The 25,317-nt window shown below is 67.9% G+C and carries 23 protein-coding genes; 13 read left to right on the forward strand and 10 right to left on the reverse strand.

Translation table 11 applies throughout. From position 1 onward, the window contains the following. Both N440_RS01190 and metK read right to left on the reverse strand, forming a co-directional pair. Nucleotides 1-507: an acyl-CoA thioesterase gene (locus tag N440_RS01190; protein ID WP_004154245.1), complete on the reverse strand. Its 507-nt coding sequence runs from the start codon at nt 505-507 to the stop codon at nt 1-3. 123 nt (nt 508-630) lie between these two features. After that, complete coding sequence (gene metK / locus N440_RS01195; RefSeq protein WP_004154246.1) at nt 631-1,842, reverse strand: methionine adenosyltransferase; 1,212 nt, start codon at nt 1,840-1,842, stop codon at nt 631-633. Between the two features lie 325 nt (nt 1,843-2,167). Between metK and N440_RS01200 the strand changes: the two genes are divergently transcribed. The 3 genes from N440_RS01200 (at nt 2,168) to N440_RS01210 (ending at nt 5,844) form a co-directional block, all read left to right on the forward strand. After that, nucleotides 2,168-3,883 (forward strand): lysophospholipid acyltransferase family protein, encoded by a 1,716-nt coding sequence (locus tag N440_RS01200; protein WP_133933841.1) that lies wholly within the window; start codon nt 2,168-2,170, stop codon nt 3,881-3,883. Next, entirely contained in the window at nt 3,880-4,680 is an 801-nt protein-coding gene (locus N440_RS01205; protein WP_133933842.1) for a UDP-2,3-diacylglucosamine diphosphatase, read from the forward strand. The genes N440_RS01200 and N440_RS01205 overlap by 4 nt, the downstream gene beginning before the upstream one ends. A gap of 96 nt (nt 4,681-4,776) precedes the next feature. Next, on the forward strand, nt 4,777-5,844 hold the full coding sequence (locus tag N440_RS01210; RefSeq protein WP_133933843.1) for a metal-dependent hydrolase: 1,068 nt from the start codon (nt 4,777-4,779) through the stop codon (nt 5,842-5,844). A 95-nt stretch (nt 5,845-5,939) separates the two neighbouring features. Here N440_RS01210 and N440_RS01215 read toward each other — a convergent pair whose 3' ends face one another. From N440_RS01215 to N440_RS01235, 5 genes are all read right to left on the reverse strand, one after another. Then, the gene (locus N440_RS01215; protein WP_049456913.1) at nt 5,940-6,767 is read right to left on the reverse strand and encodes a class I SAM-dependent methyltransferase; all 828 of its coding nucleotides are present in this window, start codon (nt 6,765-6,767) and stop codon (nt 5,940-5,942) included. Between the two features lie 109 nt (nt 6,768-6,876). Continuing rightward, nucleotides 6,877-7,872: a tRNA dihydrouridine synthase DusB gene (gene dusB, locus N440_RS01220; protein ID WP_133933844.1), complete on the reverse strand. Its 996-nt coding sequence runs from the start codon at nt 7,870-7,872 to the stop codon at nt 6,877-6,879. 147 nt (nt 7,873-8,019) lie between these two features. Further along, the gene (locus N440_RS01225; RefSeq protein WP_133933845.1) at nt 8,020-8,451 is read right to left on the reverse strand and encodes a hypothetical protein; all 432 of its coding nucleotides are present in this window, start codon (nt 8,449-8,451) and stop codon (nt 8,020-8,022) included. Nucleotides 8,452-8,631: 180 nt separating this feature from the next. Continuing rightward, nucleotides 8,632-9,597 carry a ribokinase gene (locus N440_RS01230; RefSeq protein WP_049456910.1) on the reverse strand — a complete coding sequence of 322 codons (966 nt, stop codon included), beginning with the start codon at nt 9,595-9,597 and terminating at the stop codon, nt 8,632-8,634. A gap of 25 nt (nt 9,598-9,622) precedes the next feature. Next, nucleotides 9,623-10,921 (reverse strand): nucleoside transporter C-terminal domain-containing protein, encoded by a 1,299-nt coding sequence (locus N440_RS01235; protein WP_004154263.1) that lies wholly within the window; start codon nt 10,919-10,921, stop codon nt 9,623-9,625. Between the two features lie 193 nt (nt 10,922-11,114). On the opposite strand from N440_RS01235, the gene N440_RS01240 reads away from it, so the two are divergent. From N440_RS01240 to N440_RS01260, 5 genes are all read left to right on the forward strand, one after another. Further along, the gene (locus tag N440_RS01240; RefSeq protein ID WP_133933846.1) at nt 11,115-12,086 is read left to right on the forward strand and encodes an aldo/keto reductase; all 972 of its coding nucleotides are present in this window, start codon (nt 11,115-11,117) and stop codon (nt 12,084-12,086) included. A 217-nt stretch (nt 12,087-12,303) separates the two neighbouring features. Then, nucleotides 12,304-12,498 (forward strand): hemin uptake protein HemP, encoded by a 195-nt coding sequence (locus N440_RS01245; RefSeq protein ID WP_005412278.1) that lies wholly within the window; start codon nt 12,304-12,306, stop codon nt 12,496-12,498. A 189-nt stretch (nt 12,499-12,687) separates the two neighbouring features. Then, entirely contained in the window at nt 12,688-14,844 is a 2,157-nt protein-coding gene (locus N440_RS01250; RefSeq protein ID WP_133935951.1) for a TonB-dependent hemoglobin/transferrin/lactoferrin family receptor, read from the forward strand. A gap of 4 nt (nt 14,845-14,848) precedes the next feature. Beyond that, nucleotides 14,849-15,448 (forward strand): hypothetical protein, encoded by a 600-nt coding sequence (locus tag N440_RS01255; protein ID WP_004154268.1) that lies wholly within the window; start codon nt 14,849-14,851, stop codon nt 15,446-15,448. A gap of 68 nt (nt 15,449-15,516) precedes the next feature. Beyond that, nucleotides 15,517-16,452: a DUF6607 family protein gene (locus N440_RS01260; protein WP_133933847.1), complete on the forward strand. Its 936-nt coding sequence runs from the start codon at nt 15,517-15,519 to the stop codon at nt 16,450-16,452. A 225-nt stretch (nt 16,453-16,677) separates the two neighbouring features. On the opposite strand, the gene N440_RS01265 is transcribed toward N440_RS01260, so the two are convergent. Both N440_RS01265 and N440_RS01270 read right to left on the reverse strand, forming a co-directional pair. Continuing rightward, nucleotides 16,678-19,194: an FtsX-like permease family protein gene (locus tag N440_RS01265; protein WP_133933848.1), complete on the reverse strand. Its 2,517-nt coding sequence runs from the start codon at nt 19,192-19,194 to the stop codon at nt 16,678-16,680. After that, nucleotides 19,191-19,838, reverse strand: a complete 648-nt coding sequence (locus tag N440_RS01270) for an ATP-binding cassette domain-containing protein (RefSeq protein WP_133935952.1) — start codon at nt 19,836-19,838, stop codon at nt 19,191-19,193. Before N440_RS01270 ends, N440_RS01265 begins: the two co-directional genes overlap by 4 nt. A gap of 67 nt (nt 19,839-19,905) precedes the next feature. Here N440_RS01270 and N440_RS01275 point away from each other — a divergent pair, with 67 nt between their 5' ends. The 3 genes from N440_RS01275 (at nt 19,906) to N440_RS01285 (ending at nt 22,794) form a co-directional block, all read left to right on the forward strand. Further along, entirely contained in the window at nt 19,906-20,565 is a 660-nt protein-coding gene (locus tag N440_RS01275; protein ID WP_193391336.1) for an arylesterase, read from the forward strand. 87 nt (nt 20,566-20,652) lie between these two features. Then, nucleotides 20,653-21,366, forward strand: a complete 714-nt coding sequence (locus N440_RS01280; protein ID WP_002811889.1) for a response regulator transcription factor — start codon at nt 20,653-20,655, stop codon at nt 21,364-21,366. Between the two features lie 156 nt (nt 21,367-21,522). After that, entirely contained in the window at nt 21,523-22,794 is a 1,272-nt protein-coding gene (locus N440_RS01285; protein ID WP_133933849.1) for a HAMP domain-containing sensor histidine kinase, read from the forward strand. Between the two features lie 345 nt (nt 22,795-23,139). Here N440_RS01285 and N440_RS01290 read toward each other — a convergent pair whose 3' ends face one another. After that, nucleotides 23,140-23,841, reverse strand: coding sequence for an SGNH/GDSL hydrolase family protein (locus N440_RS01290; RefSeq protein ID WP_133933850.1), 702 nt, complete (start codon nt 23,839-23,841; stop codon nt 23,140-23,142). 213 nt (nt 23,842-24,054) lie between these two features. Here N440_RS01290 and N440_RS01295 point away from each other — a divergent pair, with 213 nt between their 5' ends. Both N440_RS01295 and N440_RS01300 read left to right on the forward strand, forming a co-directional pair. Continuing rightward, the gene (locus tag N440_RS01295; protein ID WP_049456903.1) at nt 24,055-24,450 is read left to right on the forward strand and encodes a diacylglycerol kinase; all 396 of its coding nucleotides are present in this window, start codon (nt 24,055-24,057) and stop codon (nt 24,448-24,450) included. Between the two features lie 33 nt (nt 24,451-24,483). After that, on the forward strand, nt 24,484-25,233 hold the full coding sequence (locus N440_RS01300) for a TerC family protein (RefSeq protein ID WP_053512148.1): 750 nt from the start codon (nt 24,484-24,486) through the stop codon (nt 25,231-25,233). Nucleotides 25,234-25,317 lie beyond the last annotated feature (84 nt).

Raw genomic sequence — 25,317 nt, forward strand, 5'->3', positions numbered from 1 at the left:
TCACTCTTCAGGCGAAGGCGGGTTCGACGCCAGCAGTTCCAGATGGCGCTGTTCCATTTCCTGGCGCAGCTGGCGGCGGATCTGCGCGGCGGCCAGGCGGCGCTTCTCGTCCGAGGTGGATGGCTGCAGGGTCGGCACCGGTGTCGGCCGACCTTCCTCGTCCACCGCCACCATCGTGAAGAAGCAGCTGTTGGCGTGGCGCACGCTGCGCTTGAGGATGTCCTCGGCCACCACCTTGATGCCGATCTCCATCGATGAGGTGCCGGTGTAGTTCACCGAGGCCAGGAAGGTGACCAGCTCGCCCACCGCGATGGGCTGGCGGAACATCACCTGGTCCACCGACAGGGTGACCACGTAGCTGCCGGCGTAGCGGCTGGCGCAGGCGTAGGCGACCTGGTCGAGCAGGCGCAGGATGGCACCGCCGTGGACCTTGCCGGAGAAATTGGCCATCTCCGGCGACATCAGCACGGTCATGGACAGCTGGTGGGTTTTCAGTTCGGTCGACATGGTCGCCCTTGTAGAGTCGAGCCATGCTCGACTGCATTGGCCTGTGGCGCAGGCAAAAAGAAAGTCGAGCAAGCTCGACTCTACAGAAAGCAGAAGGGCCGCGTGAGCGGCCCTTCGTGTTTCTTACTTCAGCTTCGCATCGGCGCGCAGGGCGGCGGCGCGGTCGGTCTTCTCCCAGGAGAAGGCCGTGGCGTTGACGGTCTCGCCTTCGCCGTTGAGGTAGCTGAACTCCTTCGGCTTGCGGCCGAAGTGGCCGTAGGCGGCGGTCTGCTGGTACATCGGGTGCACCAGGTCCAGCATCTTGATGATGCCGTACGGGCGCAGGTCGAAGTGCTTGCGGATCAGCTTCTCGATCTTGTCGTCGCTGATCTTGCCGGTGCCGAAGGTGGTGACCGAGATCGAGGTCGGCTCAGCCACGCCGATGGCGTAGGAAACCTGCACTTCGCAACGGTCGGCCAGGCCGGCGGCAACCACGTTCTTGGCGACGTAGCGGGCCGCGTAGGCTGCCGAACGGTCGACCTTGGACGGGTCCTTGCCGGAGAACGCACCACCGCCGTGACGGGCCCAGCCGCCGTAGGTGTCGACGATGATCTTGCGGCCGGTCAGGCCGCAGTCGCCCACCGGGCCGCCGATCTCGAACTTGCCGGTCGGGTTGATGTGGAACTTGGTGCCCTTGTGCAGCCACTTGGCCGGCAGCACCGGCTTGATGATCTCTTCGCGGACGGCCTCGATGAGGTCCTTCTGCTTGATGCCCGGGGCGTGCTGGGTCGACAGCACCACGGCGTCGATGGCCGAGACCACGCCGTTTTCGTAGCGCAGGGTGACCTGGCTCTTGGCGTCCGGGCGCAGCCACGACAGCGGCGAGTTGCGCTTCTTGCGGATCTTGGCCTGCTGCTCGACCAGGCGGTGCGACAGGTGGATCGCGGCCGGCATGTAGCTGTCGGTCTCGTTGGTGGCGTAGCCGAACATCAGGCCCTGGTCGCCCGCGCCCATTTCTTCCGGCTTCTTGCGGTCCACGCCCTGGGCGATGTGCGGCGACTGCTTGCCGATCAGGTTCAGCACGCCGCAGGTGGCGCCGTCGAAGCCGACCTCGGAGCTGTCATAGCCGATGTCCGTGATGACCTTGCGGGTCAGCGCTTCCAGGTCGATCCAGGCGCTGGTGGTGATCTCACCGGCGACAATGGCAACACCGGTCTTGACCATGGTCTCGCAGGCCACGCGGGCGCGCTGGTCCTGGGTCAGGATCGCGTCCAGCACCGCATCGGAGATCTGGTCGGCAACCTTGTCCGGATGGCCTTCAGAGACCGACTCGGAGGTGAAGAGATAGCTGGACATCAGGCGGTATATCCCTTGATTCGGATGGAAAGATGGGCGCGCATGATACACGGGGCGCGCCGCCTGTGCATTGTGAACCTGTACCGGTTGGCGGTGGTTAAGTCCGCGTAGGCCCGGCAAGGGCCGTCCGGCGGGGATTGGGTCCCAGCCTCGGTGCCCAGTGTTCCACCAGCGTGACAACGGGCCGGGGGCCTGACGGCCCCGCCCGCGCTGCCTGCGACATCCGGCATGCGGTCATCGTTCTGCCCCGAAACCGCCATATGGCTGCCGCCTGCCGGGCGCAGGCTGTCGGCCAAACCGGCCGCCGGGCATGAATGGAACCGCCATGCAGGAACTCGAACAGCGCCTTCAGCAACGCTTCCCCGATTGGTTCCATGGCCGTCGTGGCCAGCTGGCGCGGCCATTGCTGCGCAGCGTTGGCCGCTGGTCGCGGCTGGACCAGATCGAAGCCTTCCTGCAGCGCAGCGCAGGCCTGCGCGGATTCGGCTTCGTCGCCGCCGGCCTGGAATTCATCGACGGCCAGTACCAGGTGGACCCGGCCGCGCTGGCGAAGATCCCGGCCACCGGCCGCCTGCTGATCGTCGCCAACCATCCCTCCGGTGCCCTGGACGCGCTGGCCCTGCTGGACGCGGTCGGCCGCATCCGCCGCGACGTGCGGATCGTGGCCAACGATCTGCTGGGCGCGATCGCGCCGCTGCAGGATCTGCTGCTGCCGGTGCGCATCCTCGGTGGCAAGGCGCAGCGTGGCAGCCTGCATGCGGTTGAAGAGGCGCTGGCCGCCGAGCAGTGCGTGATCGTGTTCCCGGCCGGCGAAGTCTCGCGGCTGTCGCTGCGCGGCATCCGCGATGGCCGCTGGCAGCGCGGTTTCGTCCGTTTCGCCCGCGCTGCGGGCGCGCCGGTGCTGCCGGTACGGGTGGAGGCGCGCAACTCGGCGCTGTTCTACGGCGCTTCGACCCTGTTCAAGCCGGCTGGCACCGCGCTGCTGGCACGCGAGATGTTCACCCGCCGTGGCCGTCCGCTGCGGCTGAGCATCGGCGAGCCGATGCAGCTGGGCAAGGCGGGCGATCCCGGGGCGCAGCTGTTGGCGGTGCGTCGCGCGCTGTATGCGCTGGGCCGCAATGGCGCGACCGGCGGGGCTGTTGCCTGCGCCGGCCCCGAGCCGCTGGCAGCGCCGGTGCCGCCTTCGCAGGTGGCCGCCGGCATCGCCGCGGCGACCCAGCTGGGCCAGACCGCCGATGGCAAGCAGATCCTGCTGGCGACCTGCACCGCCGATTCACCGTTGCTGCTGGAGCTGGGCCGCCTGCGTGAGCTGACCTTCCGCCAGGTGGGCGAGGGCACCGGGCGCAGCCGCGACCTGGACGACTACGATCCGCAGTACGAGCACATCGTGATCTGGGACGCCGCCGCGCAGCGCATCGCCGGCGCCTACCGGATCATGCGCGGTGCGCAGGCACTGGCCCGGCACGGCCTGTCCGGGCTCTACAGCGCGTCGCTGTTCCGCTACTCCGACGACGCCATCACCCACATCGCCGAGGGCCTGGAACTGGGCCGCAGCTTCGTGGTGCCCGACTACTGGGGCAGCCGCAGCCTGGACTACCTGTGGCAGGGCATTGGTGCCTACCTGCAGTGCCGGCCGGGCATCCGCTACCTGTTCGGCGCCGTATCGATCAGCGCCGCGCTGCCGCGTGATGCGCGCGAACAGCTGGTGGCGTACTACCAGCGCTATTACAGCGGTACCGCCGGCCTGGCCGAATCCAACCGGCCGTTCCAGTACTTCGCCGCGCCACCGAGTTTCGGCGAACTGGATGCGGGCGCTGCATTCGATGTACTGAAGGCCAACCTGGCCGCACTCGGCACCGGCGTGCCGACGCTGTACCGGCAGTACACCGATCTGTGCGAACCCGGCGGTGCACGCTTCCTTGCCTTCGGTGTCGACCCGGATTTCAGCGACTCGATCGACGGCCTGATCGAAGTGGACCTGTGCGCGATCCGGCCCAACAAGCGCAAACGCTACCTGCGCGACGCGGGGACGCCGGCATGAGCACGCTGGCGAACCTGTCGCCGCACCGGCGCGCAGTGTTCGTCTCCGACGTGCACCTGGGTTCTCGTCATTGCCATGCCAGCGAGCTGGCGCGGTTCCTCTCGCAGCTGCGCTGCGAACGCCTGTACCTGGTCGGCGACATCATCGATCTGTGGTGGATGGCCCATCGCCGCGCCAACTGGCGGCAGTCGCACAGCGAAGTCATCCAGGCCCTGCATGCGCTGCGCCGGGCCGGCACCGAGATCATCTACATTCCCGGCAACCACGATGCTTCGCTGCGCCAGGTGTGCGGGCTGATGCTGCCGGCAATGCAGGTGCGCCGACGCGCCATCCACGTGACCGCCGATGGTCGCCGGCTGCTGGTGGCGCATGGCGACGACTACGACGGCGTGACCCACTTCGGCGGGCTGCAGGAGAAGTTCGGCGACTGGCTGTACTACCGCATCCTGACCGGCAACCAGGCGTTGAACGCCGTGCGGCGCCGGCTGGGCATGCGCTACTGGTCGCTGTCGGAATTCCTGAAGAAGCGCAGTGGTGCGGCCGAGCGCTACATCGAGCGCTTCGTGCAGGCCGGGCTGGATGACGTGCGCCGGCGTGGCCTGGATGGCATCGTCTGCGGCCACATCCATCGCGCCGCGCTGGTTGAACGCGATGGCCTGGTCTACGCCAATGATGGCGATTGGGTGGAGAGCCTGACCGCGCTGGTCGAGGATCACGACGGCGCCTTGCGCCTGCTCGACCACAACGGCCAGACCCTGGTGGAACTGCCGGGCGCGCGCCTGTCGCAGGCGGCCTGAACCTGCTCTTGTAGAGTCGAGCTTGCTCGACTGCTCTATCCGCAGTCGAGCAAGCTCGACTCTACAAACGCGCGGCCATCGCGCTAGCATCGGCCAATGGACTCCCTGACCCAGATCGTGCTCGGTGGCGCCGTCGCCGCTGCCATCGCACCGCCCGGCCATCGCCGCGCGGCCCTGCTGGCCGGTGCCGCGCTCGGCACCCTGCCGGACCTTGATGCCCTGTGGCTGGGCTTCACTGCGGCCGACCCGGTGGCCAACATGATCGAGCACCGCAGCTTCAGCCATTCGCTGCTGGTGCTGCCGTGGGTGGCGGCGCTGCTCTGGTGGCTGTTCAAGCGCTTCGGCAACGGCCGGGTCGCGCAGTCTCCGGTGCGCTGGTTCTGGGCGATGCAGCTGGCGCTGGTCACCCACCCGCTGCTGGATGCGTTCACCGTCTACGGCACGCAGCTGTGGTGGCCGTTGCGGCCGCACCCGACGATGGGCTCCAGCGTCTTCATCATCGATCCCGGTTACACGGTGTGGCTGCTGCTGGGCTGCGTGCTGGCCTGGTTCGGCCGCGCGCGCGCCTGGGTGGGCAAGGCGCTGGGCGTAGCACTGCTGGTCAGCAGCGGTTACCTGGGTTGGGGCCTGCTGGCCAAGGCGCAGGTCGATCGTGCCGCCGAACAAAGCCTGGCCGCGATGGGCCTGGGGGACGCACCGCGCTTCTCGGTGCCGATGCCGTTCAACACCCTGCTGTGGCGGGTGGTGGCGATGACGCCGAATGGCTACGTGGTCGGCGACCGCTCGCTGGTGGCCGACCACGGGCCGATGCGGTTCGAAGGCCATGCGTCCAACGTGCAGGCGTTGCGGGAGGCGCAATCGGTGCTGGCGGTGCAGCAGCTGCAGTGGTTCAACCGTGGTTTCATGCGCGCGCAGGTGGTGGACGGCCGCCTGGTGCTGAGCGATCTGCGCATGGGCCTGGAGCCGGATTACACCTTCAACTTCGCGGTGGCCGAGCAGGCTGATGGGCAGTGGCGGGCGATCACGCCCGAGCAGGTGCGGGTGGATTACAGCAGCCCTGCCGCGCGCGCTGACGTCGGTCGCCGGCTGGCCGCGATGTGGCAGCGGATCTGGCAGGAGCCGGCGACACCGCCGGGTGCGGTCGACCACGCCGCCGTGCATTGATTCGTAGATCCACGCCATGCGTGGATGGCGGTGCATCGGCGAAGGCAGCCACGCATGGCGTGGCTCTACTGCCTCAATCGGCAGTAGAACGCGGCTCAATACACCGTCGCGCGGCCCTGCACGAACGAATAGAAGAACACCGCGTTCGGGTCGTTCTGCACCAGCCGGAACTCGCGGCGCATGCCCTCCACGGTCTCCTCGTCCACCAGCCCGGCCTGCAGCAGCTGGTCGGCCGCCGACAGCAGCAGCTGCTCCCAGAACGCGATCATGGTCTTGCGACGGGCCGGCTCACGGTTGTCCAGGTGGATGGTCTTGATCTCGGTATGCACGTCGCGGAAACCGCCGGCCAGCAGCAGGTTGCCCAGCTTGGCACCGACGAACGGGTCGCCGCCGTGGTCGTACTGGAAGTCATTGAAGGCCATCCAGTAGCGCCAGATGTGGGGCGAATACGGATCGAGCAGGAACGAGGCATTCATCACCTCGGTGATGTACACCGGGGACCCCGGCGCCAGCACGCGGCGCACCTCGCTCAGCACGCGCGCCGGTGAAGGCACGTGCTCCAGCACCCAGCACAGGAACGCCGAATCGAAGGTGCGGGCGTCGAACGGCAGTTCGCCGGCATCGGCCTGCTGCAGGGTGTAGCGGTCGCTGCACCACGGCGTGCGCGCCAGATTCTCGCGTGCGGTGGCCAGCTGCGTTTCACTCAGGTCCACGCCGGTCACGTGCAGCTCGGGGAAGCGGCGCAGCAGGATCTCGGTCTGCGCACCGACGCCGCTGCCCACTTCCAGCAGGCGACGCGCACCGCCGTAGTCGATCTGGCCGAAGATGCTCGATTCCAGCAGGCGCGCCTGGGTCATCAGGCGCTGCTGTTCGGTGCCGGAAAATCCGTGCAGGTAGGTCGGGGAGGAAATCGGCGGGGTCATTGTGTGCTCTTGTAGAGTCGAGCTTGCTCGACTGTTCGGGAAAGCCAGTCGAGCAAGCTCGACTCTACGGATCAAGGCAGGCGGGCAGGTTACGAGGCGGCTGGCGCAGTCAGGCAGCAGATGACAACGCCGGTTCCCCGGCGATCAGGCGATCAAAGTACTCGGTGGTCAGCGCGATCTGGCTCTGCGGGTCTTCGGCGCGGTTGACCACTGCGCGGAAGGCGGCGTTCTCCGGCCGGTCCTTGGCGTACCAGCCCAGGTGCTTGCGCGCGATGCGCACGCCCTGCGGTTCGCCATAGAACGCATGCAGCGCATGCATATGGCCGAGCAGGATGTCGCGCACCTCGGCCAGCGACGGCGGTGGCAGTTCCTCGCCGGTGGCCAGGTAGTGCGCCACCTCGCGGAAGATCCACGGCCGGCCCTGTGCGGAGCGGCCGATCATCACTGCATCCACGCCGGTCTGCTTCAGCACGAAGGCGGCCTTCTGCGGCGAATCGATATCGCCGTTGGCAATGACCGGGATGCGCAGCGCGGCCTTGATCTCGCCGATCGTGGCGTACTCGGCCTGGCCGGTGTAATGCTGGTCGCGGGTGCGGCCATGCACGGCCAGCGCGGCGATGCCGCTGTCCTCGGCAATGCGCGCGATCAGCGGGCCATTGCGGTGGTCGCAGTCCCAGCCGGTGCGGATCTTCAGGGTGACCGGCACGTCCACCGCGTTGACCACCGCTTCGAGGATGCGCGCCACCAGCTGCTCGTCGCGCATCAGCGCCGAGCCGGCCCAGGCGTTGCACACCTTCTTGGCAGGGCAGCCCATGTTGATGTCGATGATCTGCGCACCATGATCGACGTTGTAGCGCGCGGCCTCGGCCAGCTGCTGCGGCTCGGTGCCGGCGATCTGCACGCTGATCGGTGCCGGTTCGCCGTCATGGTCCATGCGGTGGATCGACTTGCGCGTGTTCCAGAAGCGCGGGTCGCTGATGGTCATTTCCGAGGCGGCCAGGCCCGCACCCAGCCGTTTGCACAGCAGGCGGAAGGGCTTGTCGGTGACGCCGGCCATGGGCGCCAGCACGACGTTGGGGGCAATGGTGTACGGGCCGATCTGCATGCGCCCATTGTAGGGTGCGGGCGGCGGTACGGCCGTGTCGGGCGCGGTCCGGTTCAGGCCGATCGGCACCGACCTCATGCCGTACCGGCATCAGCAGATGCTTGACGGTTGCTTCCGCCGCCCCCAGGGGCGGGTGATCGTGGCCGGCTAACCCAGGCTCTGCCAGGCCTGGCCGGTACCCACGGCGAAGGCCAGCCCCAGGCCCAGGCAGACCAGCGAGCTGATCGCCCAGAAGCGCGCGCCGTTGTAGCCGGGGCGGAACAGCGCCAGGCCGAGGCCCATCGCCGCGCGCAGCAGCAATACTGCAGCGATGCCGGGCAGCACCCAGCGGCTGGCCGGCAACGGTGAATGCCAGCCGGCGGCGGCCAGGGCATACAGCGTCCAGGCCACCAGCATGGCAGTGATGCCGGCGGTCATCAGCGGCGGCCACCAGTGCCCGGCCTGGGCCAGCCGGACCATGCGCGGGCCAGCACCGAAGCATCTGTACGAGGGGGCGCCGAAGGCGATACAGCCGATATGCAACAGGGCCGCGAGGGCGCTGCCGGCGGCGGCAGCCAGCAACCAGGGGAATCCGTCCATGTCCTTCCCGAGAAACGACGCTGGGCGGATGGTGGGCGAGGGGCGCTGCATGGGCAATGCGACAGGTGGCCGCAGGGGGCCGCGGATCGGCCGGCGACCACGCCGCGCCGCGATGGGTGGCCAACAAAAAAGCCCGGGCATCTGCATGCCCGGGCTCGTTCATCCACGCAGGGCGTGGATCTACTTCACTTCTGCGTCGGCCGGGGTGAAGCGCGGCATCGCCGCAGCGGCGCCTTCCTTCTCGGTCGAACGGCCAGCGAACTGGTTGGCGAAGCGCACATGGCGTGCGAACGGGGCATCGGCCACCTGCGCCAGCGAGGCGGCCAGCGCACCGTTGAAGGCATCGCCGGCACCGGTGGTGTCGATCGCCTGCACCTGTTCGGCACCCACGCGGTAGTACGGCTGGGTATCGCCGCGCAGGTTTTCTTCGGCATGCGAGACGAATACGCCCACCGAGCCCAGGGTCACCACCACCGTACCGTTGCCGACCAGCTTGCGGCACAGCGCGTGCAGGCTGGCACCGTCCAGCGCGGCAACGTCGTTGGCGTCCACGCGCTCACCGACGTGGCGGCCGAGCAGGGCGGCGAATTCGGTCTCGTTCGGGGTGATCACATCGGCCAGCTTGAGCAGGCCGATGGTCGAGGGGGCATCGGCCGGCGCGGTGTTGAGCACGGTGGTGACACCGGCCTCGCGCGCGGTGGCCAGCGCCGCTTCGATGGTCGGCACCGGCGACTCCAGCTGCACCAGCACCACCTTGGCGCCGGTCAGCAGCGCCTGCTGCTGGTGCAGGAAGTCGGTGCTGAGCGCGGCATTGGCGCCCGGGCCGATCACGATGGTGTTGCGGCCGCGGGCGTCGACGTAGATGCCGGCAGTGCCGGTCGGCTCGCTGCTGGCTTCGGCGATCAGCCCGAAACCATCGTGCGCGGCCAGTTCGCGTGCCGTGGCGCCACCGGCGTCATCGCCCAGCGCGCACACGAAGTGCGTGTCGGCGCCGGCGCGGCAGGCCGCCACGGCCTGGTTGAAGCCCTTGCCACCGGGGCCGGTGCTGTAGCGGCCGGCAATGGTCGCACCCGGTGCCGGCAGCGACTCGCACCGCCACACGTGATCGACATTGAAGGAACCGACGACAACGACACTGCTGCTCATAGGGAATCTTTTCTCAACCAAGGGTTCAACTGAAGTGCGTCAGCACGCCGGCGATGGTCGCCGTCATGAAGGTGGCAATGGTACCGCCCAGCACCGCGCGCAGGCCGAACTTGGCCAGGTCGTGGCGACGTTCCGGAGCCAGGCCACCGATGCCGCCGATCTGGATCGCGATCGAGCTGAAGTTGGCGAAGCCGCACAGCGCGTAGGTGGCGATCAGGCGGCCCTCGTCGGACAGGCTCACGCCGGCCACCTGGCCGTTCACGATCTGCGACAGCTCGGTATAGGCGACGAATTCGTTGATCACGACCTTCTGGCCGATCAGCGAACCGACGGTGGTGGCATCGGCCCACGGCGTGCCGATCACCCAGGCGATCGGGGCCAGCACGTAACCGAAGATGGTCGACAGGTTGGTCGGCTTGCCGATCGCGGCCGCCAGGCCGGTCACATCGCCGAGCCAGGTCAGCGGGGCGTTCAGCAGCGCGATCAGGGCGATGAAGGCCAGCAGCATCGCGCCGATGTTCAGCGCCAGCTTCAGGCCGTCACCGGCGCCGGCTGCGGCCGCATCGATGATGTTGCTGGAAGTCTTCTCCACTTCCATCTTCACCGTGCCGCGGGTCAGCGGGGTGCCGGTTTCCGGAATCAGCAGCTTGGCCACGACCAGGGTGGCCGGTGCGGCCATGATGCTGGCCGCCAGCAGGTGCTTGGCGTAGAACGCCTGCTGCACCGGGTCGCCGCCGCCGAGCATGCCCACGTAGGCCGCCAGCACGCCGCCGGCAATGTGGGCCATGCCGCCGATCATCATGGTCAGCAGTTCGGACTGGGTCATCTTGGCGATGTACGGGCGCACGGTCAGCGGCGCCTCGGTCTGGCCGATGAAGACGCTGGCGCAGACGCTGGTGGTTTCCGCACCGGACACGCGCATCACCTTGGTGATTGCCCATGCCATCACGCGCACGATCGCCTGCATGATGTTCAGGTGGTACATCACGCCCATCAGCGCCGAGAAGAAGATGATGGTCGGCAGCACCTGGAAGGCGAAGATGAAGCCGTAGTTCTTGGTGTCCATCAACGAGCCGAAGATGAAACCCGAGCCTTCGTTGACGAAGCTCAGCACCTTGACGAAGCCGTGGCCCAGCGCATCGAACACGTCGCGCCCGCCCGGCACCAGGATCACCAGCGCCGCAAAGGCGATCTGCAGGGTGATACCGGTGGCAACCAGCTTCCAGTCAACCGCGCGCTTGTTGTTGGAAAACAACCAGGTGATGCCGATCAGCACCGCCAACCCGAACAGGCCGAAGCCGATCCTGCCCAAACCTTCGACCATGTGAGTGACTCCCCTGGGGCGTCGCGAAAAACGGGAAGCCTAGTGCAGGGCCGGGGCCGGGGCAAGGAAAAGCAACGTGCAGGCGTCCATCGGTACCGATCAGGCCAGCAACGGCAAGGGGTTGCGGCCGGCAGCGGCAGGTAGAATGAGGCTCGATCCCGGCCCGGATGCGGGCCCGCAGCAGGAGATTCGCATGCAATACCGTCGCCTGGGCTCCACCGGCCTGCCGATTTCCGCCCTGTCCTTCGGTGCCTGGGTGACCTTCGGTGACCAGATTCCGCGCGACGAGGCGCGCAACCTGGTGGCGGCCGCCTGGGACCACGGTGTCAACTTCTTCGACAACGCCGAGGGCTACGCCAACGGCCGCGCCGAACAGGTGATGGGTGACGTGATCATCGACCTGCGCCTGCCGCGCGACGGTTTCTGCGTGTCCAGCAAGGTGTTCTTCGGCAGCGCCAAGGACCCGCGGCCGACCCAGCGCGGCCTGTCGCGCAAGCATGTGACCGATGCCTGCCATGCCGCGCTCAAGCGCCTGCGGGTGGAGTACCTGGACCTTTATTACTGCCACCGCCCGGATCCGGACGCCCCGATCGCCGAGACCGTGCACGCCATGGACACGCTGGTGCGGCAGGGCAAGATCCTCTACTGGGGCACCTCGGAGTGGTCGGCCGCGCAGATCCAGCAGGCGCTGGACATCGCCGAGGCGCACAACCTGCAGGGACCGTCGATGGAGCAGCCGCAGTACAACCTGCTGCACCGCGAGCGGGTAGAGCTGGAGTACGCACCGCTGTATGCGCGTGCCGGCCTGGGCACCACCATCTTCTCGCCGCTGGCCTCGGGCCTGTTGACCGGCAAGTACGACCAGGGCATCCCGGCCGATGCGCGGCTGGGCCGCCCGGGCATGGAGTGGTTGCAGGACATGGTGCTGGGGGCGGACGCCGAGGCCCGCCTGGGCCAGGTGCGCCGCTTCAGCGAGGTGGCGCGTGCGCTGGGCCTGTCCCCGGCCACCCTGGCCATCGCCTGGTGCCTGCGCAACCCGAACGTCTCCAGCGTGATCCTCGGCGCCAGCCGGGTCAGCCAGCTGCTGCAGAACCTGCAGGCGCTGGAGGTGCTGGAGCAGGTCGATGCCGCCGGTTGGGCCCAGGTCGAAGCCGCGTTCGCCTGACTGCCCTTTGTAGCGTCGAGCCGTGCTCGACTCCGGCCCTGTGAGAGCAGTCGAGCAGGGCTCGACTCTACAAAAGCGCCACGCCATTTTGATTGATGAAAACTATCGAATTTCCGGATTCGATCATTAATCTCATCAATCAAATTGAGAATGGTTGTTGATTGTCAACTGAGAATCATTATCATTTAACTCGTCCCTCGCACGAGTCCAGATGCTCATGAATGCTCAACCTGTACTGCTGCGCCCCGAAACGCTGACCCTCCGCGATCGTCCGGTCCGCGTCGTTCCGCCGGAAGAGGTCATCGACAGCGAAGCCCTGCTCAAGGGCCGTCGTGAAATCCTGATCCAGCACGGCGACCGCTTCTATCGCCTGCGGCACACCAGCAACGACAAGCTGATCCTGACCAAGTAACCGCGGCCTGGTCGCCCGCCTCCCTCCCTCCTGCCGGCGACGCCGACAGGGTGGGCGACCCGTCCGCGCCCGCTCTCTCCCCCTCGGTCTATCGCGCGCACCCTCCGGGTGTGCCGGTAACCGGGGGTTCCCTTGCCTGACCGAACGAAACCGATGACCCGCCATACCGCCCTTTGCCTTGCTGTCTGGATGGCCCTGCCGCTGTCCGCCCATGCTGCCGCCGCTGCCACCGCCGCGCCCGACGCGCGCGAATTTGATCGCGTGCAGGTCACCGCCACCCGCACCGAGCGTGCGGTGAGTGATGTGGCCGCCACGGTCGATGTGATCGACCGCGAGCAGATGGACCGGCACCTGGTGCAGGACATCAAGGACCTGCTGCGCTACGAGCCGGGCCTGTCGGTCAACCGCAGCGCGGCCCGCTTCGGCCTCGGCAGCATCCGCATCCGTGGCCTGGACGGCAACCGCGTGCGCGTGCAGACCGACGGCATCGCGATGCCGACCAGCTTCAACATTGGCTCGTTCTCCAATGCCAACCGCAACTTCACCGACCTGGACACGCTCAAGCGCGTGGAGATCGTGCGCGGTCCGGCCAGCTCGTTGTATGGCTCGGACGCGCTCGGCGGCGTGGTCGCGTTCGTCACCAAGGATCCGGCCGACTACCTGAAGGATGGCAAGGACAGCTACGTCGGCCTGAAATTCGGCTATGACGGCGAGTGGAAGGGGCTGCTCGGCGGCGTCACCACCGCCTTCGGTGGCGAGCACTGGAGCGGCATGGTCAACATCAACCATCGCCAGGGCCAGGAAACCGACAACAAGGGTGACGTGCGAAGCCTCGACAACACCCGCACTGCGCCCAACCCGCAGGACCGCGATGGTCGCAGCGGCCTGGCCAAGCTGGTCTACGCGCCGAGCGAGGACCAGCGCTTCCGCCTGACCGTGGAAGGCAACGAAGACAAGACCGAGACCAACGTGCTGTCGTCGATCGACCGCACCACCACCACCGGCATGAAGGCGCGCGACAAGCAGAACCGCACCCGCGTGTCGTTCGCCCATGAAATGGATGCGCTGGACAAGGGCTTCGCCGACAGCCTGCACTGGCAGGTTTACACCCAGCACAGCGAGACCACCCAGGTCACCGACGAGGACCGCGCCAACCGCAGCCGTCGCCACCGCGAGTTCAATTTCGACCAGCGCGTGTACGGCCTGCAGGCGCAGTTCAACAAGGCCTTCAGCACCGGCAGCGTCGAACACGCGTTGACCTATGGCTTCGAGGGCGCACGCACCGAAATCCGCCAGAAACGCGATGGTTTCCAGGTGCTGGCCAACGGCCAGACCAGCACCACCATCCTGCCCGATGCATTCCCGGTGCGCGATTTCCCGATCAGCAAGACCACCGAGCTGGGCCTCTACGCGCAGGATGAGATGCGCATGGCCGGCGGCAAGCTGTCGCTGGTGCCGGGCGTGCGCGTTGACCGCTACGAGCTGAAGCCGGAGGTGGACAGCATCTTCGCCGAAGACAATCCCGGCGTGCCGGTGGCCAAGCTGACCAAGACCAGCGTTTCGCCGAAGCTGGGCATGGTCTATCGCTTCACCGACGAATGGTCGCTGTTCGCCGGCTACTCGCATGGCTTCCGCTCGCCGCCGTACAACGACGTCAACCTTGGCTTCACCAACTTCGCCTTCGGCTACACCGCCATCCCCAATCCGGACCTGAAGCCGGAAACCAGTGATGGCATGGAGCTGGGCCTGCGTTTCCTGTCGCCGGCCGCCTACGTCAGCGTCAGTGGCTACTACAACGAATACAAGGACTTCATCGAGTCGCAGTCGCTGGTCGGTACCAACGCACAGGGCCTGATGGTGTTCCAGTCGCGCAACATCGCCGATGCGCGCATCTACGGCGCCGAACTGAAGGCCGGTGTCGACTTCGGGCAGATCAGCCCGACCCTGCAGGGTTGGGCGCTGCGCAGTGCGGTGGCCTGGTCGCGTGGCGACAACAAGACCGAAGACACGCCGCTGGACTCGGTCGACCCGCTGCGCGGCACCGTCGGCCTGATGTACGACACCGAGACCTGGGGTGTTGAACTGGCTGGCACGTTCGTCAAGCGCAAGGACCGCCTGGCCAGCAGCACGGCCTATCGCCCGGCGGGCTACGGCGTGACCGACCTGATGGCGCACTGGAACTTCGCGCCGGGCGCGACCTTCAACGTCGGCGTGTTCAACCTGGCCGACAAGCGCTACATCGATTGGTCCAATGTCGGCTCGACGCTGCTGCCGACCAGCCGTGTGCTGGACCGCTATACCAGCCCGGGCCGCACCTTCTCCGCCAGCCTTGCCGTTTCCTGGTGACCTCATGAGCCGAGCATTGTCCGCACGCAGGAACGACTCCATCGCCGCACCGAACGGTGCGGCCTGGCCGACCCCGGCACAGCTGGCCACGCTCGGCACCGTGTTGTGCCTGTACCACGCCGACGGCAACGAACTGGGCGGTTGGCGCCAGGCGGTGCGCGTGCATGCCTGCCAGGGTGTGGACAGCGAGGGCCTGCGCGAAAGCCTGTGCTTCCTCGATGGCCGCGGCCGCTGCGTGTGGCGGTTGTACCTGCTGCCGGACAGCGATTTCCTGGCCTGGGACCGGCTGGTGGCCGCGTTGCCGCCCGGCCCGGAACACGACAGCGACGGCAGCGTCGGCGAGCGGCTGTGGCGACGCCTGGCCGGCCACCTCGGTGGCCAGCGCTGGCGGTTGTGCGCGCTGCGCCTGCATGCGGCCGACGATGGCCGCACCCTGGCCGCCAGCCTGTCGACCCTGTCCTCGCTGGGCGCCGCCACCGCGCGCCGCATCGCACGCCTGGAAGGCGCCGAAGGCGAGCTGGCGATCGACGACTGCTGCTGCGCCGACGCCGCGCGGCGACCGGCACCGCGGATTCCCGGCGACCTGCCGCTGATCCGTCTTTGAACCTGATGGAACGCCTGTCGGCCACGGATGGCCTCTCAACAAACCTGCAACCCTGAAGGAAGACCCCGATGAAGTTCCAGACAGCCAGCGCCCTGCTGTTGCTCGCCGCCAGCGGCGTGGCCAGCGCGCAGCCCTCCGACATCGCCCGCGACCACGACAGCATCCTCGCCATGCAGGGCGAGTACACCGTGGATTTCGCCTTCGACGAGACCGTGCTGCTGAAGCCCGGTTACGAACGCGCGCCGGCGATGCGCAGCGGCGGCAACGAAGTGGTCATCGTGGTGGAAGACACGCCGAAGCGCATCGTGCTGCAGCACCTGCTGCTGGACGAAAAGAGCGGCCACATCACCAAGCACTGGCGCCAGGACTGGGTGTACGAAGCGCCGAACCGCTTCGAGTTCAGTGCCGACCAGACCTGGCAGGTGCGCACCATTCCGGCGGCGACCAACCAGGGGGCGTGGACCCAGTGCGTGTATGAAGTGAGCGATGCACCGCGTTACTGCGGCACCGGCAAGTGGACCTACACCAACAACGTGCCGAGCTGGACCAGCGACCTGAGCTGGCGCCCGCTGCCGCGTCGCGAGTACACCAAGCGCAGCGACTACAACGCGCTGGCCGTGATCAACCGCCACACGCTGACCCCGAACGGCTGGACCCACGAGCAGTTCAACACCAAGGTGCAGCGCAATGCCGATGGCAGCCAGGTGGAGATCGCGCGCGAGTTCGGCTTCAACGACTACGTGAAGACCACCGAGATCGACTTCACCCCGGCCCGCAACTACTGGAAGGCCACCGCCGGTTACTGGGCCAAGGTGCGCCAGCGCTGGGACGGCTTCCTCGGCCAGGCCCCGGGCGTGCGCCTGAAGACCAAGATCGACGGCATGGCGATGATCATCCCGCTGTTCACCCAGGCCGAAGAGATCCAGGCAGGCAAGAAGGTGAAGGACAAGCAGATCGACGAAGTCTTCGCCAAGTACGTGGAAAAGGCGCCGAAGGAAGGTTGATCGCCGCCGCGGATCCGGTGAGGTGCCGGGCGCGCCCGGCACCGCATCCACGCACGGCGTGGATCTACCGGTCCTTCGCATTGGTAGGTGCCGATCCGCCGCTTTGGTGGGTGCCGAGCTTGCTCGGCACGCTCCTCCGTGCATCCACGCATGGCGTGGATCTACCGGTCCTTCGCATTGGTAGGTGCCGAGCTTGCTCGGCACGCTCTCCGGTCCGACGCCGCGTCAAGCTTCGCGCAAGGCAAGGGCCGGCGGCGCATGCAGGATGCGCCGCGTACCCCACCAGCCGGCCAGCAGGCTCAGCCCGATGCCAACCAGCCCGCCCAGCAGCAGGCCCGGCCACGGCGGCAGCAGCGGCAGCTCGAACACCTTCTGCGAGACCGCCACGCCGATGGCGGCGGCCGCGCCCACCGCCAGCAGCGCCGCCAGCGTGCCCAGTGCGCCGAACTCCACCAGCACCGCACCGCGCAGCTGGCGCCGGGTCGCGCCCAGCGTGCGCAGCACCGCGCTGTCGTAGCGGTGCTCGCCGGCCGTGGCCTGCAGTGCGGCCAGCAGCACCAGCACGCCGGCCAGCAGGCTGAACACCATCACCAGCTGCACCGCCTGCGCCACCCGCTCCATCACATCGCGCACCTGCGAGATCACCGCATCCACGTCCAGCAGTGACAGGTTCGGCTGCGCGCGCACCAGTTCACCCAGCCCGGCGGCCCTGCCGGCCGGCAGATGGAACGCCGACAGCAGGTTGTGCGGGGTGTCGCCCACCGCGTTGGGGTTCAGCAGCACGAAGAAGTTCGGTCGGAACGTGTTCCAGTCCGCCTTGCGCACGCTGGTGACGGTGAATTCGCGCTCCTGTTCGCCGACGGCGATGCTGATTCGGTCGCCGATGGCCACCCCGTAACGCTTGGCCCAGCCGATCTCCACCGACGCTTCCGGCGCCGTGCTGTCGGCCGTCCAGAACGTGCCGTCGACCCGCGTGTTGGCGGGCGGGAAGCTGCTGCGCCAGCTGAAGTTCAACGGCCGGTTCTCGTCATCGTCGTCGCGCTGGGCTTCGCCGGATGCGGGCTGCCCATTCTGTTCCGGCGTGCGGTCCACGCGCAGCGGCGGCTTGCCGTTGATCGCGATCAGGCGGCCGGTGGCCATCGGTTCGATGCTGGCATCGTTGGCGCCCAATCCGCGCAGCGCGGTCAGCACGCTGTCGCGCTGTTCGGGCTGGATGTTGATCAGGAAGTAGTTCGGCGTATCCGCAGGCAGCCGCTCGCGCCACTGCTGCAGCAGGCCAGGACCGGTCACCGCCAGCAGCAACAGTGCGCACAGCGACAGCGACAGCCCGACCAGCTGCATCACCGCCAGCATGCGGCGCCGGGTCAGCGCGGCCAGGCCCAGTCGCCAGTTGCCATGCAGGCGGTGCTGCAGGCCGCGCAGCAGCTGCAGCAGCACGAAGCCGACCACACCGGCGGCCACGGCCAGTGCGGCCAGCCCACCCAGCACCCACAGGGCCAGCTTCAGGTCGCCGGTGACCTGCACCGCCAGCAGCAGGCTCGCCGCCAGCGCCGCGACATAGGCCAGCAGCGATGCTGGTGGCAGCGCGGCGAAGGAACGGTTGAGCACGCGCATCGGCGGCACTCCGCGCAGGCGCAGCAGTGGGGGCAGGCCGAAGCCGAACAGCAGCAACAGGCCGATGCCGGCACCGGTCAGCGCCGGCATCGCTTCCGGCAGCGGCAAGCGCTGCGGTACCAGGCTGCCCAGCACCTGCACCAGGCCTTCCTGCGCGGCCATGCCCAGGCCGATGCCGAGCGCACAGGCCGGCACCGCCAGCATCAGCAGCTGCAGTGCCAGGCCGAACAGGATGTCGCGCTGGCGCGCGCCAAGGCAGCGCAGGATCGCTACCTGGTCGATGCGGCGCAGGGCAAAGCGGTTGGCCGCCAGCGCGGTTGCCACGCCGGCCAGCAGCACCGCCAGCAGCGCGCTCAGGCCGAGGAAGCGCCCGGCCAGGTCGAACGCCTGGCGCACGCCACGCTGGGTGTCGTCCACGCTCAGCAGGCGCAGGCCCTTGACCTGCGGCAGCAGCCATTGGCGCAGCCCGGCCACCTGATCGGCCGCTCCGGCGAACATCAGCCGGTAGTTGATGCGGCTGCCCGGGCCGAGCAGGCCAGTGCCCTCCACATCGGCGCGGTTGACCAGCAGGGTGGGCGAGAGGGTGAGCAGGTCACCGCCGGCATCCGGTTCGGCCTCGATGATGCCGGCAATGCGCAGCGTGCCGGCGCCGAACTCGAGGTCATCGCCGGCCTTCAGCCCCAGCCCCTGCAGCAGGCGCGGATCGGCATAGGCCTGGCCCTTGGCGGGCATGCCGGCGTCGGCGATCAGCGCACCGCCGGGCGTGGCCCGCACCCGCAGCGCGCCGCGCAGCGGATAACCGGCCTGCACCGCCTTGATGCTGGCCATCTGGCTGGCCTCGCCGTGGAACAGCACGCTGCCGAAGCTGGCGATGCGGGTGTAGGCCAGTCCGCGCCGCTGCGCTTCTTCGGCGAAGGCCTGCGCCGGGTCGTCGCGCCCGGCGATGCCGAGGTCACCGCCGAGCATTTCCGCCGCACTGCCGGTCAGGGCCAGGTTGACCCGGTTGACCAGGGTGCCGACCGCGGTCATCACCGCCACGCCCAGCACCAAGGCCGCGAACACGGTCAGCAGGTCGCCGGCCAGCGCCTCGCGGCGCAGCGCGCGCCACGCATGGCGCAGCAGGTTCATGCTGCGGCTCCGCGCTCGACCGGCAGCAGGCGGCCGTCGTCGATGCGATGGATGTACTGGCAGCGCTGGGCCAGGCGCAGGTCGTGGGTGACCAGCACCAGTGTGGTGCCGCTGCCGGCGTTGAGTTCGAACAGCAGGTCGCTGATGTGCTGGCCGGTGGCGTGGTCCAGCGAGCCGGTCGGTTCGTCGGCGAACAGGATGCGCGGGCGGGTGACGAAGGCACGTGCCAGGGCCACGCGTTGCTGCTCGCCGCCCGACAACTGGCGCGGGTAGTGACGGGCGCGATGGCCCAGGCCGACCTGCGCCAGCACTTCGTCCACCCGCACCCGGTCTTCGCGGCCGGCCAGCTCCAGCGGCAGCGCGACGTTCTCGGCGGCGGTCAGCGCCGGCAGCAGGTGGAAGCTCTGGAACACGAAGCCGACTTCGCGTGCGCGCAGCTGGGCGCGGGCTTCCTCGTCGAGACCGCCCAGATCCTGGCCGGCCAGCGCGATGCTGCCGCGGCTGGGCAGGTCCAGCCCGGCCAGCAGGCCGAGCAGGGTGGTCTTGCCGGAACCGGAGGCGCCGACGATGGCCACGCTGGTGCCTTCATGGACGGTCAGGGTGATGTTGTCCAGTATGTGGACTTCACCCTCCGGGCCCTGCACGGACTTGCCGACCTGGTCGACGGCGATGGCGATGGCGACGGGCGCGCTGCGGGGGGACAGGCTGTCGATGAGGAGACTCCAGATGCGCAAGACGGAATGGAGCCGGCGAGCCGGCGTGATGATGGTGCTGCTGCTAGGGTTCCTGCTGTTGCCGGGGCTGGCCTGTGCCAAAGGTCCGGCGGGTACCGTGCTGGTACTCGGCGACAGCCTCAGTGCTGCCCACAATATCCCCGCCGACGCCGGCTGGGTCAGCCTGCTGCAGCAGCGGGTCAGGCAGCAGTCGAAAACCCCGGCACGCATCGTCAACGCCAGCATGAGCGGGGAGACCACCGCCGGCGCGCTGACCCGCCTGCCTGGCCTGCTGGCGAAGGAGAAGCCGACCGTGGTGGTGATTGCGCTGGGCGGCAACGACGCGCTGCGTGGGCTGACCCCGGCGCAGGTACAGGGCAACCTGGAGAAGATGGTGCAGGCCAGCCAGAAGGCGGGCGCCAGGGTGCTGCTGCTGGGCATCGACGTGCCGCCCAACTACGGGCCGGCCTATCGCCAACGCCTGGCGGCGGCCTACAAAGCACTGGCCACGCAGTACAAGGTGCCGCTGCTGCCGTTCCTGCTGGAGGGCGTGGCCCTGCAGCCCGGCATGATGCAGGCCGATGGCCTGCACCCTACGGCGCAGGCGCAGCCGAAGGTGCTGGACAACGTCTGGCCACTGCTGCGTCCGCTGCTCTGAACGATTTACATCCCTCTTGACGGAACTTCACATCGCGTCCACCGTCGATCCGGCATGTTTCACAAAGCTGAAGTTAGAGGGAATCACATGCGTCAGACGAAGGAGACCTCCGGCTTGGTGCTGGTGGTCGAAGACAACCGCAACATCTCCGAGATGATCGGGGAATACCTGGAAGGTCGCGGCTTCGAAGTCGACTATGCACAGGACGGCCTGGATGGCTACCGCCTCGCGGCGGAAAACAGCTATGACGTCGTGGTGCTCGACTTGATGTTGCCGCGCCTGGATGGCATCGAAGTGTGCCGTCGCCTGCGCAACGATGCGCGCAAGTCCACCCCGGTGCTGATGCTCACGGCACGCGACACGCTGGACGACAAGCTCACCGGCCTCGGGTTCGGCGCCGATGACTACCTGACCAAGCCGTTCGCGATCCAGGAGCTGGAGGCCCGCCTGCGCGCGCTGATCCGCCGCGAGCGTCGCCAGGTCGGTTCGGAAGTGCTCAAGGTCGCCGACCTGGTGCTCGATCCGGTCAGCATGCGTGCCACCCGTGCCGGCACCGAGCTGCAGCTGTCGCCGATCGGCCTGCGCCTGCTGACCATCCTGATGCGCGAATCGCCGCGCGTGGTCACCCGCCAGGAGATCGAACGCGAGATCTGGGGCAATGGCCTGCCGGATTCGGACACCCTGCGCAGCCACCTGTACAACCTGCGCAAGATCATCGACAAGCCGTTCGACCGTCCGCTGCTGCACACCGTGCAGAGTGCCGGCTACCGCATTGCCGATATCGCCCAGCCGATGGCCTGATCGGGGCCCGTGCCGGTGCAGCAGCAGGCCCGGCCGGGGTATGGCCATGAACGAGGGCAGGGGATGACCGGCTGGCATTGCCGCCGGTCATCGCCCGTGCACCCGCACGGCGCGGCGCGCTGCCTATAATCGCAGCGCTCTGACCGGGACCCCGCAATGCCGCACGGCCTGCCGCGCAAGATCCGTATCGCCTTCATCCTGCAGGCAGTGCTGGCCAGCCTGGGCATCCTGCTCGGTGCCTGGCTGGTCTCGCTGGTGATCAAGCACAGCCTGGTCGGCGCCGCCCTGCGCGAGGAAGCGGCGTACTACTGGACGTTGCACGAGGCCTCGCCCGTGCAGCCGCCACCCAACACCCAGAACATCCGTGGCTACCTGCTGGAAAGCGGGCAGTCGGCGTTGTCGCTGCCGGCCAACCTGCGCAACCTGGAACCTGGTTTCCACGAACTGCCCAAGGACGACCAGCTGGTGCTGGTCGATGTGCGCCCGGCCGGCCGCCTGTACCTGGTGTTCCTGCGCTCGCGTGCGGAAATGCTGGCGTTCTGGTTCGGCATCGTGCCGGTGCTGCTGACCCTGCTGGCAGTGTATGGCGCCAGCTGGGTGACCTATCGTGCCTCCAAGCGCCTGGTATCGCCGGTGAACTGGCTGGCGCGGCGCGTGTCGCGCTGGGACCCTGGGCACCCCGAGGCGGCCGATCTGGAGCCGAACAAGCTGCCGGCCGACATGCAGGGCGAGACCCGGCAGCTGGCCGCAGCACTGCATTCGCTGGCCAACCGGGTCAGCGCACATGTGGCGCGCGAGCGCAATTTCACCCGCGATGCCAGCCACGAACTGCGCACACCGCTGACCGTGATCCGCGTGGCCAGTGACATGGCGCTGGGCGATGAAACGCTGCAGCCGCGCCTGCGCCGCAGCCTGCAGCGCATCCAGCGCGCCGGCCGTGACATGGAAGCGGTGATCGATGCGTTCCTGATCCTGGCCCGCGAGGCCGATGTCGAGCCGCAGATCGAGCTGTTCGATGTCAACGACATCGTCCGCTATGAAGTGGACAACGCCAACGAACTGTTGGGAACGCGCCCGGTAGCCGTACACCTGCACAGCGATGGTCCGGTGCAGCTGCACGCGCCGCCACGGGTGCTGCAGGTGGTGGTCAGCAACCTGGTGCGCAACGCCTGCAGTTACACCGACGAAGGGCGCATCGACGTGCATGTGCTCAGCGACCGGGTGGTGGTGCGCGACACCGGCATCGGCATGTCCGCCGAGGCGCTGTCGCGGGCGTTCGAGCCGTTCTACCGCGCCGAGCCCAGCCGCCCGCAGGGCACCGGGCTGGGCCTGTCGATCGTGCGCCGGTTGTGCGACCGCTTCGGCTGGAAGGTCAGCCTGGCCAGCGAGCCGGGGCAGGGCACCGAGGCGACTGTGATCTTCCGGTAGAGGGCTTTGGCCGGGCTGCGCCCGGCACCCGCCGAGGCAACATCAACTTCAAAAGCGGGCATTCCGGGGAGTGGCGGGGCGGTGTGGGTGTGCAGGACACGCCGTAAACCCCCCTCCGGGGTCCGGCCCAGCCGCTGGCGGCTGTGCGTTCGGGCGCTTGCGAAGCAGTGCTTCGCAAGCAAAGCGCCCTCACCCATGGGGGCTCTATGGCGTCATCCATGGCGCCAACGGTCCTGCACACCCACACCGCCCCGCCTTCGACAGTTTCCCGCGATCCGCAGTAGATCCATGCCATGCGTGGATGAAGTTGCGGTAGCGCCGGGCCATGCCCGGCACACGCCTGCCTCAATCGCACTTCACCTTCGGCGCCACCGCCTTGGTCCAGATCGCGTAGCCGGCCGGGGTCATGTGCAGCATGTCTTCGCGGAACAGCGTCGCATCCGGCTGGCCGTCGGCGCCGAGCATCGGCGTGTAGATATCGGTGAAGCCGGTGTTGGGCAGCTTTGCCAGGGCAGCCTTGATCAGCGTGTTGGCTTCGTTGATCGCCGGCAGCAGGTGCGCGCGCGACGGACTCGGCTTGATCGACAGGTATTCCACCTTCGTCTTCGGCAGGTCGCGATGCACGCGCTGCACGAAGGCGACCACATCGTCACGCACCTGCACGGCACTACGGCCGCTGTTGAGGTCGTTGTCGCCGGCATAGAAGAACACCTTGCATGGCGCATACGGCACCACGATGCGGTCGGCGTACCAGGTGCTGTCGCGCACTTCCGAGCCGCCGAAGCCGCGGTTGAACACTGGCTGGCCGGGGAAGTCGGTGGCCAGGCTCTCCCAGAAGCGGATCGAGGAGCTGCCGATGAACTCGATGCCACCGCGCGGCGGCGGGTTGGCCTGGTCGGCGCTGGCGAAGCGGGCCATGTCACCCGCCCAGGCCACGTTCGAGACCTGTTCGGGCACCTGGGGCGGCCTGGCCGGGCTCAGGGCCTGGGCCAGCGGTGCGGCGGTCAGCAGGCCCAGCATCAGCAGGCAGGTACGGCGACGGGACATCAGGCGCTCCAGCGAGGAAGGAAGCCTCCATCATAGGAGCAGGGGCCGGCCGGGTGCTTGCCGTTGGCAGGCCATTCGGCCGGGCCGCCGGGGGTATGGCTGGCGGCCTTGTGGCAAAATGGCCGCCATCTGCCTATTCCTGTGCACCCATGATTCCCTGCCGTGCGTCTGAGCGGTCGCTGCGCCGCGCTCCTGTTGCTGGATCTTCCTCCCGTGGCTGATCAGTTCGGCCACCTGCCCCGCGGCCCGCGCCGCATCTTCCAGGCCGCCCGCTGGTCCTGGCAGGGCCTTCGCGCCGCCTGGCTGCACGAGTCCTCGTTCCGGCTGGAGGTCTACCTGCTGATCGTGCTGACCCCGGTCGCGATCTGGCTGGGCCAGACCCCGGTCGAACGCGCGCTGATGATCGGCTCGATGCTGCTGGTGCTGGCGATGGAGCTGGCCAACTCGGCCATCGAGGCGGTGATCGAACGCTACGGCAGCGAAATCCACGAACTGGCCGGCCGCGCCAAGGACATGGGCTCGGCGGCGGTGTTCGTGCTGATGATGAACGTACTGCTGTGCTGGGCGCTGGTCGTGGTTCCGCACGTGCTGGCCGGCAGCTACGGCTGAAACCCCATTCCCCCACTGCCTTGAAGAGTTTCCATGTCCTTTGAGTTCCTCGCCGACCCCAATGCCTGGGTGACCCTGTTCACCCTGAGTGCGCTGGAAATCGTGCTCGGCATCGACAACCTGGTGTTCATTTCCATCGCGGTCAGCAAGCTGCCGGAAGAGCGCCGCCCGTTCGCACGCAAGCTCGGCATCGCCGTGGCGTGCATCACGCGTATCGCGTTGCTGGTGTCGCTGGCCTATCTGGCGCACATGGCGGCCAACCTGTTCACCGTGGCCGGCATGGGCATCTCCATCCGCGACCTGGTGCTGATCGTCGGTGGCCTGTTCCTGATCATCAAGGGCTTCATGGAGATCAAGGAACTGATCAGCGGCGGCGAGGATGAAGATCCCAGCACGACCAAGGCCTCGGCCGTGTTCGGCTACGTCATCGCGCAGATCGCGGTGATCGACATCGTGTTCTCGCTGGACTCGGTGATCACCGCCGTCGGCATTGCCGACCACATCCCGGTGATGGTCGCCGCCATCCTGCTGTCGGTGATGGTGATGCTGCTGGCCGCCAACCCGCTGGGCCGCTTCATCGATGCCAACCCGACCGTGAAGATGCTGGCGCTGGCCTTCATCCTGCTGATCGGCGCGGTGCTGATCCTGGACGGCCTGGACGTGCACGTGCCCAAGCCCTACATCTATGCAGCGATGGGTTTCTCGGTGCTGGTGGAGTGGCTGAACCTGCTGATGCGCCGCCGCGCACGCGAACACAACGTGCCGGGCGCCGGCAACTGGTAAGCGCGTGATCCAGAACCCCCGGCACTGCCGGGGGTTCTGCGTTGCAGGGCTTGTCGGGGCATGCCCGGCGGAGCGCCACGCCTC

This window comes from Stenotrophomonas sp. CC22-02 (assembly GCF_004365115.1).
Lineage (GTDB): Bacteria > Pseudomonadota > Gammaproteobacteria > Xanthomonadales > Xanthomonadaceae > Stenotrophomonas > Stenotrophomonas forensis.

Excerpts from the sequence above, each read along its gene's own strand:
- N440_RS01190 (WP_004154245.1), bottom strand. The coding sequence starts at position 507 with ATGTCGACCGAACTGAAAACCCACCAGCTGTCCATGACCGTGCTGATG.
- metK (WP_004154246.1), bottom strand. The coding sequence starts at position 1,842 with ATGTCCAGCTATCTCTTCACCTCCGAGTCGGTCTCTGAAGGCCATCCG.
- N440_RS01200 (WP_133933841.1), top strand. The coding sequence starts at position 2,168 with ATGCAGGAACTCGAACAGCGCCTTCAGCAACGCTTCCCCGATTGGTTC.
- N440_RS01205 (WP_133933842.1), top strand. The coding sequence starts at position 3,880 with ATGAGCACGCTGGCGAACCTGTCGCCGCACCGGCGCGCAGTGTTCGTC.
- N440_RS01210 (WP_133933843.1), top strand. The coding sequence starts at position 4,777 with ATGGACTCCCTGACCCAGATCGTGCTCGGTGGCGCCGTCGCCGCTGCC.
- N440_RS01215 (WP_049456913.1), bottom strand. The coding sequence starts at position 6,767 with ATGACCCCGCCGATTTCCTCCCCGACCTACCTGCACGGATTTTCCGGC.
- dusB (WP_133933844.1), bottom strand. The coding sequence starts at position 7,872 with ATGCAGATCGGCCCGTACACCATTGCCCCCAACGTCGTGCTGGCGCCC.
- N440_RS01225 (WP_133933845.1), bottom strand. The coding sequence starts at position 8,451 with ATGGACGGATTCCCCTGGTTGCTGGCTGCCGCCGCCGGCAGCGCCCTC.
- N440_RS01230 (WP_049456910.1), bottom strand. The coding sequence starts at position 9,597 with ATGAGCAGCAGTGTCGTTGTCGTCGGTTCCTTCAATGTCGATCACGTG.
- N440_RS01235 (WP_004154263.1), bottom strand. The coding sequence starts at position 10,921 with ATGGTCGAAGGTTTGGGCAGGATCGGCTTCGGCCTGTTCGGGTTGGCG.
- N440_RS01240 (WP_133933846.1), top strand. The coding sequence starts at position 11,115 with ATGCAATACCGTCGCCTGGGCTCCACCGGCCTGCCGATTTCCGCCCTG.
- N440_RS01245 (WP_005412278.1), top strand. The coding sequence starts at position 12,304 with ATGAATGCTCAACCTGTACTGCTGCGCCCCGAAACGCTGACCCTCCGC.
- N440_RS01250 (WP_133935951.1), top strand. The coding sequence starts at position 12,688 with ATGGCCCTGCCGCTGTCCGCCCATGCTGCCGCCGCTGCCACCGCCGCG.
- N440_RS01255 (WP_004154268.1), top strand. The coding sequence starts at position 14,849 with ATGAGCCGAGCATTGTCCGCACGCAGGAACGACTCCATCGCCGCACCG.
- N440_RS01260 (WP_133933847.1), top strand. The coding sequence starts at position 15,517 with ATGAAGTTCCAGACAGCCAGCGCCCTGCTGTTGCTCGCCGCCAGCGGC.
- N440_RS01265 (WP_133933848.1), bottom strand. The coding sequence starts at position 19,194 with ATGAACCTGCTGCGCCATGCGTGGCGCGCGCTGCGCCGCGAGGCGCTG.
- N440_RS01275 (WP_193391336.1), top strand. The coding sequence starts at position 19,906 with ATGAGGAGACTCCAGATGCGCAAGACGGAATGGAGCCGGCGAGCCGGC.
- N440_RS01280 (WP_002811889.1), top strand. The coding sequence starts at position 20,653 with ATGCGTCAGACGAAGGAGACCTCCGGCTTGGTGCTGGTGGTCGAAGAC.
- N440_RS01285 (WP_133933849.1), top strand. The coding sequence starts at position 21,523 with ATGCCGCACGGCCTGCCGCGCAAGATCCGTATCGCCTTCATCCTGCAG.
- N440_RS01290 (WP_133933850.1), bottom strand. The coding sequence starts at position 23,841 with ATGTCCCGTCGCCGTACCTGCCTGCTGATGCTGGGCCTGCTGACCGCC.
- N440_RS01300 (WP_053512148.1), top strand. The coding sequence starts at position 24,484 with ATGTCCTTTGAGTTCCTCGCCGACCCCAATGCCTGGGTGACCCTGTTC.